Here is a 19,157-nt window from a genome sequence, read left to right as displayed (position 1 = left end):
TGGGGCCTGAACTACATGAACGAGCGCTACGGCTCCCCGGTCGAGGCCTGGAACTTCTGGCAGGCCAACCACTGGTACTAAACCAGCGGACCCAGCGCAGCACGCGGACAGCACCACGCGCACGCGCACGCGGACACACGAAGGCCCCGGCGGCCGGCCTCCCCAGGTCCGGCCACCGGGGCCTCTCGCATCCCATCCCACAGGGCTTGCGACCAGCGGCGCGACGGCTACAGCCGCTGGATGATCGTGGCTGTCGCCAGCGCCCCGCCCGCGCACATGGTGATCAGCGCGAACTCCCGGTCCCGGCGTTCCAGCTCGTGCAGCGCGGTGGTGATCAGCCGGGCGCCGGTGGCGCCGACCGGGTGGCCCAGCGCGATGGCGCCACCGTTGACGTTGACCTTCTCCAGGTCCTGGTCGAACACCTTGGCCCAGCTCAGCACCACCGAGGCGAAGGCCTCGTTGATCTCCACCAGGTCGATGTCCTTGAGCGACATCCCGGACTTCCCCAGCACCGCCCGCGTCGCGTCGATCGGCCCGTCCAGGTGGTAGTGCGGATCGGCGCCGACCAGGGCCTGGGCGACGATGCGGGCCCGCGGCCTGAGCTTCAGCGCGCGGGCCATCTTGCGCGAGGCCCACATCACCGCCGCCGCGCCGTCGGATATCTGGGAGGAGTTCCCGGCGGTGTGCACGGCGGTCGGCATGACCGGCTTGATCCGGGCCAGGCCCTCCATGGTGGTGTCGCGCAGGCCCTCGTCCCGGTCGACCAGCCGCCACATGCCCTGCCCGGCACGCTGCTCCTCCTCGGTGGTGGGCACCTGCACGGCGAAGGTCTCGCGCTTGAAGCGCTCCTCCGACCAGGCCGCGGCGGCCCGCTGCTGTGAGAGGAGCCCCAGCCGGTCGACGTCCTCGCGGGTCAGGCCCCGGTTCCGGGCGATCCGCTCGGCGGCCTCGAACTGGTTGGGCAGGTCGACGTTCCACTCGTCCGGGAACGGCTTGCCCGGACCGTGCTTGGAACCGGAACCGAGCGGGACGCGGCTCATGGCCTCCACCCCGCAGGCGATCCCGATGTCGATGACCCCGCCAGAGACCATGTTGGCGACCATGTGGTTGGCCTGCTGGCTGGAGCCGCACTGGCAGTCCACCGTGGTCGCGGCCGTCTCGTAGGGCAGCCCCATGGCGAGCCAGGCGTTCCGGGCGGGGTTCATGGACTGCTCGCCGGCGTGGGTGACGGTGCCGCCGACGATCTGCTCCACGCAGTCGGGCTGGATTCCCGTACGGGCGAGCAGCTCGCGGTAGGTCTCGCCCAGCAGGTAGGCGGGGTGGAGGTTGGCGAGCGCGCCGCCGCGCTTGCCGATGGGCGTGCGTACGGCTTCGACGATGACGGGTTCCGCGGCCATGAGCTCGTCCTCTCCAGCACATCTGCGTAAGCCACAGCGGCGGGCCGTCCCGGCGCCCCGCCCCGAACCGAACCAGCACGCATTACTAGTACGCGTTCTAGTTCTTACCGAAGTCTTAGTCGCCCGCGGGCCCGGCACGCAAGGGGCGTGCACGCGACTTGCACGGATTCCACACGCCCCGTCACGGAACAGGTCCCGCACCGACCCTTGTCACCTGTAGAACTCGTTACTACCTTTCAGGTCAACTTCTGATGGACCGTCAGACCTGGAGTCGCCCGATGACCTGTCCCGCGCTGCCCGACGGTTTCGACGCCACGGATCCCGATCTGCTCCAGGACCGCGTCCCCTTCCCCGAGTTCGCCGCGCTGCGGCAGACCGCCCCGGTGTGGTGGTGCGCGCAGCCCCGCGGGATCACCGGTTTCGACGACGAGGGCTACTGGGCCGTCACCCGGCACGCGGACGTCAAGTACGTGTCCACGCATCCGGAGTTGTTCTCCTCCACCCTCAACACCGCCATCATCCGCTTCAACCAGCACATCCAGCGCGAGCAGATAGATGCCCAGCGCCTGATCATGCTGAACATGGATCCGCCGGAACACACCCGCGTCCGCCAGATCGTGCAGCGCGGCTTCACGCCGCGGGCCATCCGGGGCCTGGAGGGCGCGCTGCGCGACCGGGCCCGCAGGATCGTCGAGGAGGCCAGGGAGGCGGCCGCGGGCGACGGCTCGTTCGACTTCGTCACGCAGATCGCCTGCGAATTGCCCCTCCAGGCCATCGCCGAACTGATCGGCGTACCGCAGAAGGACCGCGCGAAGATCTTCGACTGGTCGAACAAGATGATCGCGTACGACGACCCGGAGTACGCGATCACCGAGGAGGTCGGCTCCGAGGCCGCCATGGAGCTCATCGGCTATGCCATGAACATGTCGGCGGACCGCAAGCAGTGCCCCGCCAAGGACATCGTCACCCAGTTGGTGGCCGCCGAGGGCCAGGGCAACCTCAGCTCCGACGAGTTCGGCTTCTTCGTGCTGCTGCTCGCGGTGGCGGGCAACGAGACCACCCGCAACGCGATCAGCCACGGCATGCACGCCTTCCTCACCCACCCCGAGCAGTGGGAGCTCTACAAGGCGACCCGGCCGGCCACGGCCGCCGACGAGATCGTGCGCTGGGCCACCCCCGTGGTGTCCTTCCAGCGGACCGCCACCCAGGACACCGAACTCGGCGGCCAGAAGATCAAGAAGGGTGACCGGGTGGGGATGTTCTACTCCTCCGCCAACCACGACCCGGAGGTCTTCACCGACCCCGGCGCCTTCGACGTCACCCGCGACCCCAACCCGCACCTGGGCTTCGGCGGCGGCGGGCCGCACTTCTGCCTCGGCAAGTCCCTGGCCGTCCTGGAGATCGACCTGATCTTCAACGCCCTGGCGGACACGCTCCCGGACCTCCGCCTGACCGGGGACGCGCCGCGGCGGCTGCGCGCGGCCTGGCTCAACGGCATCAAGGAACTCCGGGTCAGCCACGGCAGCCCGGCCGGGCCGGCCTGACCACCGAGGGCCGGGTGGTCGCCGAGGGCCGGTTGGTCGCGCCGGGCGCCCGCATGGTGCTCACGGCCGTGCTGGTCGCCGGGACGCCGGAGGAGGAGCGGCTCGCCGAGACCGAGGTGATCGCGACGGAGTGAGCCGGGCCGCTCACCCGAGTGGCGGAGCGGCCGCGCCCGGCGGATCATGCAAGCAGCGGCGATCCAGCCGAAGGGGCGCCGGGGCCATCGTGCCCCGGCGCCCCTTCGGCCCCTCCCCCCCTCCCCCTCCCGCCCGGCGGCGAGCCGAAAGCGTTACGCACCCTCGTCGTCCCCGTGTCCTGGGCCGGTTAGGTTTCCCCGAGCAACCAAGCCCACCCTGACCAAGGGGACACCACATGCGCCGCACCCGCGCGCTCGCCCTCGGGGCGCTGGCCGCCGCCGTCACCGCGCTGGCCGCCTGCGCACCCCAGTCCGCCACGCCCGGCGCGGCCCCGGCCGCAGGGACCACCCCGGCCGGTTCCGGCGGGCCGGCCGCGTCCGCGCCGCCGGCGCCCTCGCAGTCCGCCGCGTCCGGCCCGTCCGGCACCGCCGCGGCCGGCGCGACCGCCGCCACGCCCGCCGCGAGTCCCGCCGCTGCCCGTACCGGCGGAGCCCCGGCGGCACCGTCGAAGGCCGCGAGCAGGCCGCCCGTACCGACCCGGCTGTCGATGTCCGTCAGCACCCGGGACGGTCGGCTCGCCCTGCGACCCGGCGGTCCGGCCCAGGAGTTCTCCGTCACCGTGCGCAACGGCAACAGCCGCGACTACCGGCACCTGTTGCTCGCCTTCCAGATGGAGGCCATGCCCGGCGGCTCCCTCCCCGGCTACGTGCTGGAGCGCCGCGACCAGGCGACCGGCTCGTGGCGGCCCGCCGCCCTGCGCATCGCCAACGACGTGATGCCGCACGCGGTCCTCACCGGCGGCAGCCCCCTGGCCCGCGACACGACCGTCACCCACCGCTACCGCCTGCGCGCCCTCGCCGACGCCCCGGCCGGCTACAACCCGCTGATGGTGGCGCTGGTCGACACGGACGCCGACACCGGTCCCGCCGCCACCTCACTGCCGCAGACCACGCTCGCCCGGTAGCCCGCGGCCACGGCTGCCGGACGGGGCCCGACCCCCGGTGGCAGACTGGAACCATGCCCATGCCGATGGCCAGGGCCGTGACCGGCCCCTCGCCGTTCCGGGGGCCACTGGTCCGCCCCGGGGACGATGCTTACGAGGCGTCCCGGCGGGTGTGGAACGGGTCGGTCGACCGCTCCCCCGAGCTGATCGCCTACTGCACCGGCACCGCCGACGTCATGGCGGCGGTACGCTACGCCACGACCGGGCCGGGCGCCGGCCGGCCGCTCGCAGTCCGTTCCGGCGGCCACAGCTTCCCCGGGCTGTCCGTCTGCGACGGCGGCACCGTCATCGACCTGTCCCTGATGAAGGGCGTACGCGTCGACCCGCTGGCCCGGACGGTGCGCGCCCAGGCGGGCGTCCTGCTCGGCGCGCTGGACCACGAGACGCAGGCCTTCGGACTGGCCGTGCCCGCCGGGATCGTCACGCACACCGGGCTGGCCGGTCTGACACTGGGCGGCGGCATCGGGTGGCTGATGCGCAAGTACGGGCTCACCGTGGACCAACTGCTGTCGGCGGACGTGGTGACCGCCGACGGGAGCCTGGTCACCGCGAGCGCGGACGGGAACCCGGACCTGTTCTGGGCGCTGCGGGGCGGCGGCGGGAACTTCGGCGTGGTCACCGGGTTCGAGTTCCGGCTCAACCCGGTCGGGCCGGTCGTCCTCGCCGGTCCGGTGGTGTGGCGGACGGCCGACTCGGCGCGGCTGCTGCGCTTCTACCGGGAGTGGATCACCGACGTCCCGGACGGGCTGACCACCGCCGTGGTGCACCGGCGGGCGCCGGCCCTGCCGTACGTGCCGGAGGAGTTGCGGGGCGAGCACGTGGTGATGGTGGTGTGCTGCTACGCCGGGCCGGTGGAGGAGGGCGAGCGGGTGGTACGGCCGCTGCGGGAGTGGGGGCCGCCGCCGGTGCTGGACCTGTGCGCGCCGAAGCCGTTCACCGAGCACCAGTCGATGTTCGACCCGTCCTTCCCGCACGGCCGCTGGTACTACTTCAGGTCCCTGGACGTGGAGCGGCTCACGGACGAGGTCATCGACACCACGGCGGAGCACGCGGCGCGGATCGTCTCGCCGTACACCGCGTTCCCGGTCTTCCAGCTGGGCGGGGCGGTGAGCCGGGTCGGCGCGGAGGAGACGGCGTTCGGCGGGCGTTCCGCCGGCCACACCTTCAACATCAACGCCACCTGCGCGGACGCGGCCGGCTTCGCGGAGGAGCGGGCCTGGGCGCGCGGCCTGTGGTCGGCGCTGACCCCGCACCAGACCGGGGTGTACGCCAACTTCCTGATGGAGGAGGGGCAGGAGCGGGTCCGGCAGGCGTACGGGCCCCGGACGTACGCGCGGCTTCGTGAGGTCAAGCGGCACTACGACCCGGCCAACGTCTTCCGCCTCAACCAGAACGTCCCGCCGGGGTAGGGGCCGGGCGGGTGAGACGGGGCCGGGCGGGGTCAGGCAGGGCCGGGCGGGTCAGGCAGGGCCGGGCGGGTCAGGCAGGGTCGGGCGGGGGTCAGGCGGGTCCGAGGTGCTCGACGACGAGGTCGGCGAGGACCCGGCCGGGGGCGACCAGCCGGGCGTTGGCCTCGTCCGACCGGGCCACCCAGGCGGTGGCGTGCGCGGGCTCCTTGCCGTGGGCGATGTGCCGGTCGACCAGGCGGCGGACGCGGAGGGCGTCGTCGGGCGCCAGGAACCAGACCTCGTCCAGCAGCGGGCGGACGGCCGCCCACTCCCCCGCCCCGTGCAGCAGGTAGTTGCCCTCGGTGATCACCAGCGGAACGCCGGGTTCCACCGGGATGCTGCCCGCCACCGGCTCCTCCAGCGTCCGGTCGAACGCCGGCGCGTAGACGGGGCCGGCGGGGCCGTCGGGGGCGGGATCGCGCAGCCGCCGCAACAGCGCGGCGTACCCGGCGGCGTCGAAGGTGTCGGGGGCGCCCTTGCGGTCGGCCCGGCCGAGCCGCCGGAGTTCGGCCTGGGCGAGGTGGAAGCCGTCCATGGGCACCACGGCGGCCGTTTCCGGCCCCAGCGCGGAGGCGAGGCGGGCGGCCAGGGTGGACTTGCCGGCCCCCGGCGGGCCGGCGATGCCGAGCACACGGCGGCGGGCCGGCCCGGCGGCGCCCCGGCCCCGGGCGGCGGCCGCGAGGGCGCGGGCCCGCCGCTCCAGTTCGGTGAACTCCATGCCCGTATGGTGCCGGACAGGGCGGATGCCGGCCTAGGACCGGACCCGCGCCGACGCAGGAGCGGGTACGCCGGGCGTTTCACCGGGGCCGGCGGCCGCTTCACCGGGGCCGGCGGTGCGCTGGCCGGGGACCTGCGCGTGCAGCCGGCGCGGCCCGGACAGCACGTGGACCAGGGCGAACCCCGCCCCGACGACGACCGCGCCGCCCGCCGCGTCCAGCACCCAGTGGTTGGCGGTGGCCACGATCGCGCAGACCGTGATCAGCGGGTGGAGCGCGCCGAGCAGCTTCTGCCAGCCCTTCGGCGCCAGCAGCACGACCACCACCCCGCACCACAGCGACCAGCCGAAGTGCAGCGAGGGCATCGCCGCGTACTGGTTGGAGATCGCGGTCATCGCCCCGTACTGCGGGTTGGCGAGGTCCTGCGGGCCGTGGACGGTGTCGATGAAACCGAGGCCGGGCATCAGCCGCGGCGGCGCCAGCGGGTACAGCCAGAACCCTGTGAGGGCGAGGACCGTGGCCAGGCCGAGCGAGGCCCTGGCCCAGCGGTAGTCGGCGGGCCGGCGCCAGTACAGGACCCCGAGGATGCCCAGCGGGACGACGAAGTGGAAGGAGGTGTAGTAGAAGTCGAAGAATCCCTCCACCCAAGGGGTGCCGGCCACCGCCTGGTTGACGGCGTGTTCGATGTCGATGCCGAGGACCCGCTCGATGGCGAGGATCTGGCTGCCGTGCTCCTCGGCGAGGGAGCGGGTGCCCGTCGCGGCGGCCCGGATGTGCGAGTAGAGCGAGTAGCCGACGCGGATCAGCAGCAGTTCCAGCAGCAGGTTGGGGCGGCTGAGGACGCGCCGCCAGAACGGCAGCAGCGGGATCCACTGCCGGCGGGACGCGGCGGGCCGGCCGTACGAGGTCGGCACCGGCTCGCGCCAGTACGGGGAACTGCGCGGCAGGAACGGGACGGCGCAGGCCGCGGCGAGGGCGGCCAGCAGCAGCACGTTGTCCCGGACGGGCTCCAGCAGGGCCAGGTTGGGCAGCAGCACGGTGCTCGGCAGGGTCGTCACCAGCACCACGGCCACCGGCCAGACGGGCCGGTCGGCGGCCCGGCGGCCGACCCGGCCGGCGACGGCGAGCACCACCCACAGCAGCTGGTGCCGCCAGCCGGACGGTGACACGGCGACGGCGACGCAGCCCGTGACGGCCACGGCGAGGAGCAACTGCCCGTCCCGGGCGTAGCGGACGGCGCGCCGCATGCCCAGGCAGCCGAGGACGGCGGCCAGCAGGAGGTACGGCACGACCTCGGCGGGGCCGGACAGGCCGAGGCGCAACAGGGCCCCGTGCACGGACTGGTTGGCGGGGGCGGCAGGGTCGCCGCCGAGGCCGGTGCCGGCCGGCTGCTCGACCCAGTACGTCCACGAGTCGCGCGGCAGCGCGGCGAAGGCGAGGACGGTGGCGGCGCCGAAGGTGACGGCGGCCGAACGGGCGGCGGTGCGGCGGCCGGTGGACCACAGCAGCGGGGCGAACAGCAGGAGCGCGGGCTGCAGCGCGGCGGCGAGACCGGCCAGGAACCCGGCGGGTCTGTCCCCGGGCACGCGGAACACGGCGAGCAGCACCAGCAGGACGGGCAGTACGGCGGTCTGGCCGGGGAAGGCGGCTTCCCCGACCGGCAGCGACACCGTCATCAGGGCGACCAGGCCGGGCGCGGCCAGCAGGGCGGCGCGGCGCGGGACGGGGTCCGGCAGGCCGCGCGCGGCGACGAGCCCGACGGCCGCCACCAGCAGCAGCGTCACCAGGGTCCAGGCGACCTCCAGCGACTGGTCGGCGAGGCCGGCCAGCGGACGCAGGACCGTGCCGGCGAAGGGCGTGCCGGTGAACTGGCCGGAGTCGTACAGCGATCCGGCCGGGGCGGGCACGACGACGTCGCCGAGCCACTCACCTGCGGGGAACCGCAGCGCGGTGGCCGCCTGGCGGGCGGCGAGGACGGCGGCGAGCCCCCAGAGCAGCAGCCGGGCCGCGCCGAGCTTCCCACCTATGACTCCGGCATGTCCGGTCGCGCTCGCGCCCCTGTGCTCCGCCGCATCCGCCACGCCCCGCCGGCCTCCCGCCCGTTGTCCGCAACCCCGACTTCGCCTGGCTGCCGCGCTGAATTACCGGGGACGACGATATCCCCCGTGGGATCCCGGCCCCTCCCTCCCTAGGATGACGACATGAGCATCGTGAAGATCAACGCACTGACCGTCCCCGCGGAGCAGCGTGAGGTGCTGGAGCAGCGCTTCGCCTCGCGGGCGGGCGCGGTGGAGAACTCGGACGGGTTCGAGTGGTTCGAGCTGCTGCGGCCGCTGGAGGGCACGGACCAGTACCTCGTGTACACGCGGTGGCGGGACGAGGCGGCGTTCCAGGCGTGGATGGAGGGCCCGATGAAGGCGGCCCACCAGGGCGGCACCGAGTCCGACCGCCCCAAGCCGGCCGCCTCCGGCTCCACCCTCTGGTCCTTCGAGGTGATCCAGCAGGCCAAGCCGAAAACCCCCTGACCGCCTCCCCCGCCCGCAACCCCAGCCGCCGGCGCTGACACACGGGAGCGAGGCCACCCCCCACAAGCCCACCCCCACCCGCCCTCACGCGCCCCCACCTCCCCGCCGACGCCAAAGGCACGGGGGCGGGGGCGGGGCGCTGGGCGCGGGCGTGGGCGCTAGTGCGGGGCACGGGCACGGGCGCGGGGCGCCGGCACGGGCGTGGGTGCTAAGCGCGGGGCACGGGCATTGACGCGGGCACGGGGCGCTGGTGTGGCGCTAAGCCCGGGGCCCCGCCCGCGCTGGCCGCGGGCTTCCTCGCCGGGAGCCGGCCGGGCCGCGCCCGCGGGGCACGGGGCCTGGGGGCGGGGCGGGCGCGGGCGCTAAGCGCGGGGGGCGCTGGCGTGGGCGCTAAGCGCGGGGCCCGGGCGCGGGCGTGTGGGGCGCCGGCACGGGGAGCTGGCGCTGGGCACGGGGCGGGCGCTGGCGCTGGCATAGAGCGCGGGCGCTGGGCACGGGGTGCTGACGCTGGGCCCGCGACGCGGACGTGGCGCGGGGCATGGGCGCGGGCGCTGGGCACGGGGCACGGGGCGGTGACGCTGGGCCCGGGCACGGAGCGGGCGCTGAGCGCGGGGCGGAGCACACCCGCACATCCCAGTTCCGACCGCCCAATCCAGCCTCGCCGGCGATTGAGGCGCGGGGTGTGGGGCAGCGCCCCACGAGCCCAGCGGAAGCCGCCAAGCACAACCCAGCCCCGCCCGCCCCTCAAACCCCGCCGCCGACCGAGGCGCAGGGCGGGGCACAGGGGCGGGGCACGCCCGCCCGCACAAGTTCTCTCCCGCCCGACTTTTACAGCCTCGCTGGCGATTGGCGCGGGGCAGCGCCCCACAAGCCCGGCGGAAGCCGCCCCGCACCCCCCCCCGTTACCTTCTTCGTGGCTCCGCAATGGGGCCTCCGGCCTTCGGGTCCGGCATGACTTCCCCCCCTTGTTGTTCATGATCCGGGGGGTGGTGTCACCGGGCCCGGAGGCATCGACGGACCGCTGATGAGGGGCTTGAGCACCGGCTTCACCCAAGGCCGGAAGAGCTCTCCGTAACGTGGATGTGGCAGCTCGGTGCCGAGGCAAGGCCGGACGAAAGCGTGATGGAGGGGCCTGCACGTGATCGACACCGGCGACATCGACGTCTTCCTCGGCCTGGACGTCGGCAAGGGCGAACACCACGCCACCGCCGTCACTCCGGCCGGCAAGAAGGCGTTCGACAAACGCTTGCCCAACACCGAACCCAAGCTCCGTGAGCTGTTCGCGAAACTCCAGGCCAAGCACGGAACGGTGCTGGTCGTGGTCGACCAGCCGGCCTCGATCGGCGCCCTGCCACTGGCCGTTGCGCAAGACATGGGCTGCCCGGTCGCCTACCTTCCCGGGCTGACGATGCGGAGGATCGCCGACCTCTACCCGGGCGAGGCCAAGACGGACGCGAAGGACGCGTTCATCATCGCGGACGCGGCCCGCGCGATGCCGCACACGCTGCGCGCGATCGACGGCGAGGACGAGACCATCGCCGAGCTGGAGATGATCGTCGGCTTCGACGACGACCTGGCCAGCGAGGCCACCAGGGTCGCCAACCGGATCCACGGCCTGCTGACCCAGATCCATCCGTCGCTGGAGCGAGTGCTGGGGCCACGGTTACAGCACCCGGCCGTCCTCACGCTGCTGGAACGGTTCGGATCCCCGGCCCAGATACGCAAGGCCGGACGGCGGCGGCTGGTCACCTTGTTACGGCCGAAGGCACCGCGGATGGCCGAGCGACTGGTCGAGGAAATCTTTACCGCCCTGGACGAGCAGACCGTCATCGTCCCTGGCACGGATGCGGCCACGCTGATCGTCCCGAGCCTGGCCGGATCTCTGGCCGCCGTCCTTGACCAGCGGAAACTGCTGGCCACAAGGATCGAGGAACTCCTGGAGGCCCACCCTCTTTCGAAAGTCCTGACGTCCATGCCGGGAATCGGCGTCAGGACCGGAGCCAGGATCCTGATCGAGGTCGGCGACGGCAGCACGTTCCCGACCGCCGGCCACCTCGCCGCCTACGCAGGACTCGCCCCCGCGACCCGCAGCTCAGGGTCCTCGATCCGCGGCGAACAGCCCTCCAGGAGAGGAAACAAGCAGCTCAAACGGGCCTTCTTCCTCTCCGCGTTCGTAGCCCTGGGCGACCCAGCATCCCGCACCTACTACGACAAGAAGATCGCCCAGGGCAAACACCACACCCAGGCCCTGCTCTGCCTCGCCAGACGACGAGCCGACGTCCTCTTCGCGATGCTCCGCGACGGCACCTTCTACGAACCGCAGCCCGCCAAGTCAGGCTGAATCGCCGAGAGCCCGCCGTGCTTCAGCCCACAGCCGCTCGAACTCCTCCGCGGAGATCTCGGCCGCCTGCCGCTGGTCCTTCCAGCCGTCCATGGGACCTTCGGCGAGAACGCCGTACTGCCGTTCATAGCGGAACATCGCCGCGGGATCTGCATGATCACGCAAGTGCAGCACCTCTTCCAAGGAGGCCGCCGTCACCGGACGCGAGTCCTGCCCCCGGACCTCAACCTGTCGCGCTGCCCAGCCCTCGTCATCGGCCTCGAAATACAGCCACAGATCTTCGTCCTCGTAGTAGGTGCGGAACCAGGTCGTCATGCCGCCATCCTGACCCACGACCTTGACCAAAGAGATAGGGGCACCCCCCCGCCCGGCCATGCCGCCCGGGGGTCGAAGCGTGGGGCGTGGGGCGTGGTGCACGGACGGGGGCAGGCGGCAGGGCCCGGGCCCTAGGCACAGCCCACCCACCCGCGCATGCCCGTCGCGCCCGCCCTATCAGCCTCGCCGGCGATTGAGGCGCGGGGCGTGGGGCAACGCCCTACGAGCCCAGCGGGAGCCCCCCGCACAGCCCGCCCCCGCCCGCCCCTCAAACCCCGCCGGCGATTGAGGCGCGGGCCGGGCAGAGCCCGCAAAGCCCCCGCTCACCCCCAGAACGCGTCCTCCTCCTCGATGTCCTCCGTGCACTCGTCGATGTCCGTGATCTTCCCGCCCACGATCGTGAAGAACAGCCCCTGCCGGATCTCGATCCCCCTGTCCCCCCGATCCGCCCGCAGCGTGTGGAACGACATCACGTGCCCGCGCCCGTCCGCGAGCACCGCGTGCAGGTCCAGCTGCATCGTGCCGCCGGTCTCCGTCCCGAGCCTGCGGTACAGGTCGAGCACGGCCTCCCGCCCCTTGTGGTGCCCGGAGAGCGGGCTCGTGCCGGGCACATGGTGGATGACGTCGGCCGTCATCAGCGCCCCCAGCCCGTCCATGTCGCCCTTGGTGAAGGCCTCGTACCCACGACGGACAAGCGCACAGTCCGGATGCTTCGACATGTCGGTTCAGACCCTTCCCGCTCGCAGATTGTCTGCCTTTCCCATCATCCGACCGCCCCTGTGGATATTCCACGCGGCGAATTCCACCGCACCCCAAAATGACGACATGACCAGCAACAACCCCACGACGACAACCCAGCCCACCACCCCCACCCCCACCTGGACGGTCACCCCGGAGCCCTTCACCACCCCGGAGGCCACCATCCTCCTCCGCGCGTACTACGCCGAGGTGGCAGGCCGCTACTGGAAACGCCAGGTCACCGAAGCGGAGATCGACCAGGGCATGCTCGACTTCCCAGCCGACGACCTGGCCCCGCCGACCGGCGAGTTCGTCGTCGGCCGCCTCGACGGCCACCCCTGCGCCTGTGGAGGCATACGGCTGATCGACCCCGAGACCGCGGAGCTCACCCGTATATACGTGGACCCGTCCGCCCGCGGCACCGGCGGCGGCGCTGCCCTGCTCTCCGCTCTGGAGGACGCCGGCCGGGCGCTGGGCGCGCTCCGCGTCCGGCTGGACACGCGCTCCGACCTGGTGGAGGCACGCAACCTCTACGCCCGACACGGCTACGCCGAGATACCCGCGTACAACTCGGGCCCGTACGCCGAGCACTGGTTCGAAAAGCCGCTCACCTAAACCGCACCGGCCCGCCGCCAGATCAAACCAGGCCGCCGCACCCGAACCAGACCACACAAGCCAGCCCATGCGGGGCCGGCCCAAGGCCGGGGCCGGACCAAGGCCGGGACCGGATCAGGCCGGGGCCAGGACCGGACCAGGCCGGGACCCACCGGGACCGGACCAAGGCCGGGGCCGGGCCGGGCCGGACCAGCCCGGGCCTCGCCGAGCCGGGGCCAGCCTGGCCGGGCCCGGCCAGGCCAAGCGGCCCGGCCAGGGCCGAGCCCACCACCCCAGCCGCCCCACTCACCGCGCGGCATGATCCCGCCGCGCCACCGTGTCGTACGGCTCCTCCGCATCCGACCCGCACAACTCCGCGTTGATCTCCTCGACAAGCCGGCTCAGGTCCGTCGGCCGGTCGGGGCTCCACCAGTCCCCCAGCAGCTCGGCGAGCGACTCCCGGCGGGCGGCGGCCAGCCGCTCCGCGGCCTGGCGTCCCTTGTCGGTCAGGACCAGCGGCAGCCCGTCCCTGGTCGCCAGCCCCCGTTCCTCCACCTGCCGGGCGGCCTCCGTGATGACCCGCAGCGGCACCACGGTGCGCTCGGCGAGCAGGGCCGGCTCCGCGGAGCCGTACTTGTTGATCCGCAGCAGCAGCCAGCTGGCCGCGGGCAGCAGGTCGTACCCCGCCTTCTGCGTGATCTTCTCGTACACGTGCTTCTTGCCCTGGAGCGTGCCCAGCACCGACAGCGCCCGCGCCACCTCCTCCCGCGAGGTGCGCTCCACGGGGTTGGAGGCGAGCGTCTCGCTCACGTCCGGGGCCGTCACCGAACCCCGGAGCTTGTCCTCCCTGAGGAACCACGCGACCACGAACGCGAGGAGCACCACGGGCACCGCGTACAGGAAGACGTCCGTGATCGAGCTGGCGTAGGCGTCCAGAACGGTGGGCCGCAGCGCGGCGGGGAGTTCGGCGACGGCCCGCGGGTCCGCTTCCAGCCGGGCGACGTCCACGCCGGGCGGAAGCGGTGTCCTGGCCAGCGAGGCGGCGAGCAGGTCGTCCAGGCGGTTGGTGAAGACGGTGCCGAAGACGGCCACGCCGAACGACGCCCCGATGGAACGGAAGAACGTGGCGCCGGAGGTCGCCACCCCCAGGTCGGCGTAGCTGACCGCGTTCTGCACCACCAGCACCAGCACCTGCATGACCAGGCCCAGCCCCGTGCCGAAGACGAAGAAGTAGAAGCTCATCTCCCAGGTGCCGCTCGTCCGGTGGAGCTGGTGCAGGAGCAGCAGTCCGAGCGCGGTGATGGCCGTCCCGGCGATGGGGAAGACCTTCCACCGGCCGGTACGGCTCACGATCTGCCCGGACGCGGTGGAGGCGATCAGCATGCCGAGGACCATCGGCAGCATGTGGACACCGGACATGGTCGGCGAGACGCCCTGCACCACCTGGAGGAAGGTCGGCAGGTAGACCATCGCGCCGAACATGGCGAAGCCGATGATGAAGCTGATCAGCGAGGAGAGGGTGAAGGTGCGGATCCGGAACAGCTTGAGCGGCAGCACCGGTTCCGCGGCCTTCCGCTCCACGAACAGGAAGGCGACCAGCAGCACGGCGCCGAGGACGGCGAGACCGACGATGCGTGCCGAGCCCCAGCCCCAGGTGCCGCCGAGGGAGGCGACCAGCACCAGGCAGGTGGCGACCGAGGCGATCAGGAAGGTGCCGAGGTAGTCGATGGTGTGCTTCTCGGACCGCACCGGGATGTGCAGGGCGGCAGCGATGACCGCCAGGGCGACGACGCCGATGGGGAGGTTGATGTAGAAGACCCAGCGCCACGACAGGTGGTCGACGAACAGGCCTCCCAGCAGCGGCCCGAGGACGCTGGTCGCGCCGAAGACCGCGCCGAAGAGGCCCTGGTACTTGCCCCGCTCGCGCGGCGGGACGATGTCGCCGACGATCGCCATCGACAGCACCATGAGCCCGCCGCCGCCCAGGCCCTGGAGGGCGCGGAAGCCGATGAGCTGCGGCATGTTCTGGGCGAGGCCGCACAGGGCCGAGCCGATGAGGAAGATGACGATCGCGGCCTGGAACAGCTTCTTGCGGCCGTACTGGTCACCGAGCTTGCCCCACAGGGGAGTGGCGGCCGTGGAGGCGAGCATGTAGGCGGTGACCACCCATGAGAGGTGGTCCATGCCGCCGAGGTCACTGACGATCGTGGGCAGCGCGGTCGAGACGATGGTCTGGTCGAGAGCGGCGATGAGCAAGCCCAGCAACAGGGCCCCGATCGACGCCAGGACCCCGCGCGAGGCGTGCTCGGCAGCGGGGCCGGACTTCGGGCCGGGGCCGGGGCCGACGCCCGGCGTGGTCGTTTCCTGAGCCATGGACGTTCCTCCTGACCGGGTCCATGCCTCCATCCTGAGCGGTGTGTCCTGTTATGGCCTGTCGGATGGCCGGAACAGAGGACCGGGCCGTGCCGGCGGGATGCGCGGGGTCTGCATAATCGCTGGCATCTTCCTGGGAGGGGTTCACGTGAGCGCAGAGCGCTGTCCTGATTGCGGTGCCGCCCGCGCGGCGAACGGCACCGCGGGCACGGCCTGCGCGTGCGCGCGGGGCACCGGCTACGACCCGCTGCGCATACGCCCGTACGTCACCCGCCCGGCGGCCGCTCCGCCGCCCCCGGCGGGCATGCCGTGGCAGGACCCCGCCACCGAGCCCCTGCCCCCGACCCCACCCGGCCAGGTTCCACCCGCGCCCTTCCCGGCCGACCCCTTCCCGGCCGACCCCTTCGCACCCGGCCCCTTCGCCCCCGGCCCGGTCGCGGACGGACAGGTCACGCCCGCCCCCTACTCCCGCCCCTCCGGCCCGGGTCCCGACGCGCCGGGCGCGCACGGCGGGGCGGACACCCCCGCGTACGGCATGCCGATGGCGGTTCGGCTGGGCGCGGCGCCGGACGGCGGGAACCGGAAGTCACGGCGGGCCCGCCCGGCCGGCGGCAACCGGCTGCCGCTGCTCGCCGGTGCGGCCGCCGTGGTCGTCATCGGCGCCACGGCGGCCCTCGTCATCGGCCTGCCGGACGGCGACGGGCGCTCGGACACCGCCCTTCCCGACCCCACCCTCTCCGCCCCCGCGGTGAGCGTCGCACCCGTCGGACCCACCGCGTCCTCGGACGGGACGGACGGCGGGCGGCCTTCGCCCGCGGTCTCCCCGAAAGCTGCCGCTTCCGGGTCCGGGTCCGTTTCCGCCTCCGCTTCCGCGGCGGCGACCCGCGGCGTGTCCGGTCCGGCGGATCCTTCGCCGAGCCGGCCCGGGCGGGACGGCTCGCCCCCGGCGGGCTCCGGCCCGTCGGGCCGGCCCCCGTCCAGCTCCCAGACAGGGGTACTGCGGCGCGGTGACACCGGCCCGGACGTCGAGCAGCTCCAGCGCGACCTCCAGTACCTCGGCCTGCTCTGGAACGGGCGGGTCGACGGGCGGTACGGCAAGCACACCGAGGACGCGGTGGCCAGGTTCCAGGCCGAGGAGGGGATCACCTCCGACGCCCGCGGCGTCTTCGGCCCGGAGACCCGTCGCGCCCTGACGGAGGCCGTTGCGGACGGCGGCTGAGACCGCTCCGGGGACGGCTGGAGACGGCCGCGGGCAGGCGCCGGTGGCGCAGACCGCCCATGTTTTGTATCGTGGAGAAACAAAGTGGTTCCGTCCACACCCCCTGACCGGTGGACGGAACCGCTCTTGTTCTTTCCCCGCCCGTCTGGAGTCCCGCCGATGCCGGCCAGCACCACCCCCGAGCCCGTCGTCCTCACCGCCAGGGCCCTGCTCCTGGACATGGACGGGACGATCGTCAACTCGGACGCCGTGGTGGAGCGCTGCTGGCGGGACTGGGCCGTGGCGCACGGGCTGGATCCGCACGAGGCCATGAAGGTGGTCCACGGCCGCCAGGGCTACGCGACGATGGCGATCCTGCTGCCGGAGCGTCCGATGGAGCTCAACCACGCCGACAACGCCGAGATGCTCGCCCGCGAGACCGCGGACACCGAGGGCGTGGTCCCCGTGGAGGGCGCGCCCGAGTTCATGGCGGCGCTCGACGGCCTGCCGCACGCACTGGTCACCTCGGCCGACGCGGCCCTGGCCGCGGCCCGGATGGCGGCCTCCGCGCTGCCGATGCCCGAGGTGCGGGTGACGGCCGAATGCGTCGGCGCGAGCAAGCCGCACCCCGAGGGCTTCCTGAAGGGCGCCGCCGAGCTGGGCGTGGACCCCGCCGAGTGCATCGTGTTCGAGGACTCGGGCGCGGGCATAGCCGCGGGCCGCGCCGCCGGCATGCGGGTGGTCGGGGTCGGGCCCCGCGCCGGGGCGTACGGACCGACCGTTCACGTGCCGGACCTGCGCTCGGTCCGGGTCGAGCCCGCCGCGGACGGCTCGATCCGACTCACGGTGCACGCGACCCCCGCGACCCCCGCGACCCCCGTGGCCTCCGCGACCGCCTGACCGGCAGGGGCAACGACGGGACTTGTCGGCGGGCCCGTCCGGGTGCTGTGCGAACCCGGACGGGCCCCGCGCCGTTGCCGGACCGGGCCGGGAGCCGCGGCCGCGCCGCTGCCGGACCACGGCCGGGGGGGGCAGGCCGCCGCCCCACCGCGGCGGGGGCTAGCCGGCGATCGCCTCGTACAGCGAGAACACCGCGAGCGCGGCCATGACCGCGGCGGCGATGCGGGTGATCAGCCGCAGCGGCACGTACTTCATCAGGGTCCGGCCGCCCAGGATGCCGATGCCGGCGACCGCCCAGAGGGCGAGCACCGCGCCGAGACCCACCGAGACGGGGTCGTCGTAGCGGGCGGCGAGGTTGGCGGTCATGATCTGCGTGAGGTCACCGAACTCGGCGACCAGGATGAGCATGAAGCCGGCCCCCGAGACCTTCCAGAAGGACTGGTCGGCGGGCGCCTTGATCTCCTCCTCCCCGTCGTCCTTCTTCAGCAGCAGCATCGCGGCTCCGGCGAGGAAGAGGACGCCCACGACCGCCTGGACGAGACGGTGCGGGAGCAGGGTGAGCACGCTGCCCGCGGCGATGGCGAGGGCGACGTGCACGGCGAAGGCTGCGGCGACCCCTGCGAAGACGTAGGAGGCGCGGTAGCGGGTGCCGAGCATCAGTCCGGCGAGTGCCGTCTTGTCGGGGAGCTCGGCGAGGAAGACGACGCCGAACGCGATCGCCATGATGCTGACGCTGATCACGGAATGGAACCTCTATCGGTCGGGCAGGATGCCGCCGCACCGAGAGACCTGGCGTTTCAGGGGTCGCTTCGGCTCGACAGCGCCCTGTGCGTACAAGGACTCTGCGGCCGAAGGTCTCGCTGGCGTCCCGCCGGTCACGGCGGTCCGCCTCCGGGCGCCGGCTGGGATGACCCAGCAGTATGTCGACGGTCCGGCGAAGAGCTACTCCCCTTCTGCTCCGTACAGGGTACGCGACCTCCGGGGCAGCCCGAAATGCGATGCTCGTCACGGTACGTCCGCGCACATCCCGCCGGAATCTCAATTTCCGCTTGAGCAGAGGTCGTTGGGCGCCTTGATTGTGACGTGCGCATGTCGCCAGGCTGTCATCCGGCGCCCATCCTTGTGACACCCAGCGCCGCCAGCATGGCCGGGCCCCTCCGGGGCCGGAAGCCGCACACCCCCCGCACACAGGGAGCTTTCTCATGTCGTTCTCCGCCAGGCTCTACGCGCGTCGCATTGGCATGCTCGCCTCAGTCGGCGCCCTCGTCGTCACCGGGCTCGTCACCGCCCCCGCCGCCCACGCCGCCCCTCCCACCCCGATCAGCGCCGCCTCGGCCCGCGCCTACCTGGCCACCGTCACGCCCCGGGCGGAAGGTTCCTCCAGCGGTTACAGCCGCGACCTGTTCCCCCACTGGAGCACCGTCTCCGGCACCTGCAACACCCGCGAGACCGTCCTCAAGCGGGACGGCGTGAACGTGGTCACCGACTCCTCCTGCGCCTCCGTCAGCGGCAGCTGGTACTCCGAGTACGACGGCGCCACCTGGACCCAGGCCTCAGACCTCGACATCGACCACGTGGTCGCGCTGTCCGAGGCCTGGCGCTCCGGGGCCAACTCGTGGACCACCACCCAGCGCCAGCAGTTCGCCAACGACCTCACCCGCCCCCAGCTGATAGCCGTCACCGACAACGTCAACCAGGCGAAGGGCGACCTCGACCCCTCCGACTGGATGCCCTCCCGCACCGCCTACCGCTGCACGTACGCTCGGATGTGGGTGCACGTCAAGCAGCACTGGGGCCTGAGCATGGACACCGACGAGAAGAACGCACTGGTGAGCACGCTCAACGGCTGCTGACCCGGACTTCCGCGGCCACCCCGCACGGATTCCCCCGTGCGGGGGAGCCGTCTCCCCCGCACGGGGGGAACCGGGCC

The 19,157-nt window shown here is 73.0% G+C and carries 16 protein-coding genes and 1 pseudogene; 10 read left to right on the top strand and 7 right to left on the bottom strand.

Annotation, left to right across the window (positions count from 1 at the left end):
* Positions 1 to 81: pseudogene (locus tag ACFY61_RS07435) on the top strand (lytic transglycosylase domain-containing protein); the annotation flags it as partial.
* 146 nt (positions 82 to 227) lie between these two features.
* On the opposite strand, the gene ACFY61_RS07430 reads toward ACFY61_RS07435, so the two are convergent.
* A complete protein-coding gene (locus ACFY61_RS07430; RefSeq protein ID WP_389468123.1) occupies positions 228 to 1,397 on the bottom strand; it encodes a steroid 3-ketoacyl-CoA thiolase in 1,170 nt (389 codons plus the stop codon).
* A gap of 278 nt (positions 1,398 to 1,675) precedes the next feature.
* Between ACFY61_RS07430 and ACFY61_RS07425 the strand changes: the two genes are divergently transcribed.
* The 3 genes from ACFY61_RS07425 (at position 1,676) to ACFY61_RS07415 (ending at position 5,488) form a co-directional block, all read left to right on the top strand.
* Positions 1,676 to 2,941 carry a cytochrome P450 gene (locus ACFY61_RS07425; protein ID WP_389468120.1) on the top strand — a complete coding sequence of 422 codons (1,266 nt, stop codon included), beginning with the start codon at positions 1,676 to 1,678 and terminating at the stop codon, positions 2,939 to 2,941.
* Positions 2,942 to 3,311: 370 nt separating this feature from the next.
* Positions 3,312 to 4,040, top strand: coding sequence for a hypothetical protein (locus ACFY61_RS07420; protein ID WP_389468118.1), 729 nt, complete (start codon positions 3,312 to 3,314; stop codon positions 4,038 to 4,040).
* Between the two features lie 53 nt (positions 4,041 to 4,093).
* Entirely contained in the window at positions 4,094 to 5,488 is a 1,395-nt protein-coding gene (locus ACFY61_RS07415) for an FAD-binding oxidoreductase (RefSeq protein WP_389468115.1), read from the top strand.
* Positions 5,489 to 5,579: 91 nt separating this feature from the next.
* On the opposite strand, the gene ACFY61_RS07410 is transcribed toward ACFY61_RS07415, so the two are convergent.
* Together ACFY61_RS07410 and ACFY61_RS07405 are read right to left on the bottom strand one after the other, a co-directional pair.
* Positions 5,580 to 6,245, bottom strand: a complete 666-nt coding sequence (locus tag ACFY61_RS07410) for a nucleoside/nucleotide kinase family protein (RefSeq protein ID WP_389468112.1) — start codon at positions 6,243 to 6,245, stop codon at positions 5,580 to 5,582.
* A gap of 33 nt (positions 6,246 to 6,278) precedes the next feature.
* Positions 6,279 to 8,324 carry a bifunctional glycosyltransferase 87/phosphatase PAP2 family protein gene (locus ACFY61_RS07405; protein WP_389468110.1) on the bottom strand — a complete coding sequence of 682 codons (2,046 nt, stop codon included), beginning with the start codon at positions 8,322 to 8,324 and terminating at the stop codon, positions 6,279 to 6,281.
* Between the two features lie 120 nt (positions 8,325 to 8,444).
* Here ACFY61_RS07405 and ACFY61_RS07400 point away from each other — a divergent pair, with 120 nt between their 5' ends.
* Both ACFY61_RS07400 and ACFY61_RS07395 read left to right on the top strand, forming a co-directional pair.
* Positions 8,445 to 8,768 (top strand): antibiotic biosynthesis monooxygenase family protein, encoded by a 324-nt coding sequence (locus ACFY61_RS07400; protein ID WP_389468107.1) that lies wholly within the window; start codon positions 8,445 to 8,447, stop codon positions 8,766 to 8,768.
* Between the two features lie 1,138 nt (positions 8,769 to 9,906).
* Positions 9,907 to 11,109, top strand: a complete 1,203-nt coding sequence (locus ACFY61_RS07395; protein WP_389468104.1) for an IS110 family transposase — start codon at positions 9,907 to 9,909, stop codon at positions 11,107 to 11,109.
* Here ACFY61_RS07395 and ACFY61_RS07390 read toward each other — a convergent pair.
* Together ACFY61_RS07390 and ACFY61_RS07385 are read right to left on the bottom strand one after the other, a co-directional pair.
* Positions 11,101 to 11,424 carry a hypothetical protein gene (locus ACFY61_RS07390; RefSeq protein WP_389468102.1) on the bottom strand — a complete coding sequence of 108 codons (324 nt, stop codon included), beginning with the start codon at positions 11,422 to 11,424 and terminating at the stop codon, positions 11,101 to 11,103. The two genes, ACFY61_RS07395 and ACFY61_RS07390, sit on opposite strands and share 9 nt — an antisense overlap.
* A 323-nt stretch (positions 11,425 to 11,747) precedes the next feature.
* The gene (locus ACFY61_RS07385; protein ID WP_389468099.1) at positions 11,748 to 12,143 is read right to left on the bottom strand and encodes a nuclear transport factor 2 family protein; all 396 of its coding nucleotides are present in this window, start codon (positions 12,141 to 12,143) and stop codon (positions 11,748 to 11,750) included.
* 106 nt (positions 12,144 to 12,249) lie between these two features.
* Here ACFY61_RS07385 and ACFY61_RS07380 point away from each other — a divergent pair, with 106 nt between their 5' ends.
* On the top strand, positions 12,250 to 12,777 hold the full coding sequence (locus ACFY61_RS07380; protein WP_389468097.1) for a GNAT family N-acetyltransferase: 528 nt from the start codon (positions 12,250 to 12,252) through the stop codon (positions 12,775 to 12,777).
* A 285-nt stretch (positions 12,778 to 13,062) separates the two neighbouring features.
* On the opposite strand, the gene ACFY61_RS07375 is transcribed toward ACFY61_RS07380, so the two are convergent.
* Positions 13,063 to 15,129, bottom strand: coding sequence for an MDR family MFS transporter (locus ACFY61_RS07375; RefSeq protein WP_389468095.1), 2,067 nt, complete (start codon positions 15,127 to 15,129; stop codon positions 13,063 to 13,065).
* Between the two features lie 148 nt (positions 15,130 to 15,277).
* On the opposite strand from ACFY61_RS07375, the gene ACFY61_RS07370 reads away from it, so the two are divergent.
* Complete coding sequence (locus ACFY61_RS07370) at positions 15,278 to 16,348, top strand: peptidoglycan-binding protein (protein WP_389468094.1); 1,071 nt, start codon at positions 15,278 to 15,280, stop codon at positions 16,346 to 16,348.
* A gap of 159 nt (positions 16,349 to 16,507) precedes the next feature.
* Complete coding sequence (locus ACFY61_RS07365; protein WP_389468092.1) at positions 16,508 to 17,227, top strand: HAD-IA family hydrolase; 720 nt, start codon at positions 16,508 to 16,510, stop codon at positions 17,225 to 17,227.
* Between the two features lie 159 nt (positions 17,228 to 17,386).
* Here ACFY61_RS07365 and ACFY61_RS07360 read toward each other — a convergent pair whose 3' ends face one another.
* The gene (locus tag ACFY61_RS07360; protein WP_389468090.1) at positions 17,387 to 17,968 is read right to left on the bottom strand and encodes a TMEM165/GDT1 family protein; all 582 of its coding nucleotides are present in this window, start codon (positions 17,966 to 17,968) and stop codon (positions 17,387 to 17,389) included.
* A 461-nt stretch (positions 17,969 to 18,429) separates the two neighbouring features.
* Here ACFY61_RS07360 and ACFY61_RS07355 point away from each other — a divergent pair, with 461 nt between their 5' ends.
* Positions 18,430 to 19,080 (top strand): HNH endonuclease family protein, encoded by a 651-nt coding sequence (locus ACFY61_RS07355; protein ID WP_389468088.1) that lies wholly within the window; start codon positions 18,430 to 18,432, stop codon positions 19,078 to 19,080.
* Positions 19,081 to 19,157 lie beyond the last annotated feature (77 nt).

It is taken from the genome of Streptomyces sp. NPDC012888, from assembly GCF_042900645.1.
In the GTDB taxonomy this organism is placed as follows: domain Bacteria; phylum Actinomycetota; class Actinomycetes; order Streptomycetales; family Streptomycetaceae; genus Streptomyces.
The sequence above is the reverse complement of the archived record's forward strand: the minus strand, read 5'-3'. Positions and strand labels throughout refer to the sequence as shown.

Coding starts and splice junctions, on each gene's coding strand:
- ACFY61_RS07430 (WP_389468123.1), bottom strand. CDS start 1,397: ATGGCCGCGGAACCCGTCATCGTCGAAGCCGTACGCACGCCCATCGGC.
- ACFY61_RS07415 (WP_389468115.1), top strand. CDS start 4,094: ATGCCCATGCCGATGGCCAGGGCCGTGACCGGCCCCTCGCCGTTCCGG.
- ACFY61_RS07400 (WP_389468107.1), top strand. CDS start 8,445: ATGAGCATCGTGAAGATCAACGCACTGACCGTCCCCGCGGAGCAGCGT.
- ACFY61_RS07380 (WP_389468097.1), top strand. CDS start 12,250: ATGACCAGCAACAACCCCACGACGACAACCCAGCCCACCACCCCCACC.
- ACFY61_RS07355 (WP_389468088.1), top strand. CDS start 18,430: ATGTCGTTCTCCGCCAGGCTCTACGCGCGTCGCATTGGCATGCTCGCC.
- ACFY61_RS07375 (WP_389468095.1), bottom strand. CDS start 15,129: ATGGCTCAGGAAACGACCACGCCGGGCGTCGGCCCCGGCCCCGGCCCG.
- ACFY61_RS07410 (WP_389468112.1), bottom strand. CDS start 6,245: ATGGAGTTCACCGAACTGGAGCGGCGGGCCCGCGCCCTCGCGGCCGCC.
- ACFY61_RS07425 (WP_389468120.1), top strand. CDS start 1,676: ATGACCTGTCCCGCGCTGCCCGACGGTTTCGACGCCACGGATCCCGAT.
- ACFY61_RS07385 (WP_389468099.1), bottom strand. CDS start 12,143: ATGTCGAAGCATCCGGACTGTGCGCTTGTCCGTCGTGGGTACGAGGCC.
- ACFY61_RS07365 (WP_389468092.1), top strand. CDS start 16,508: ATGCCGGCCAGCACCACCCCCGAGCCCGTCGTCCTCACCGCCAGGGCC.
- ACFY61_RS07420 (WP_389468118.1), top strand. CDS start 3,312: ATGCGCCGCACCCGCGCGCTCGCCCTCGGGGCGCTGGCCGCCGCCGTC.
- ACFY61_RS07390 (WP_389468102.1), bottom strand. CDS start 11,424: ATGACGACCTGGTTCCGCACCTACTACGAGGACGAAGATCTGTGGCTG.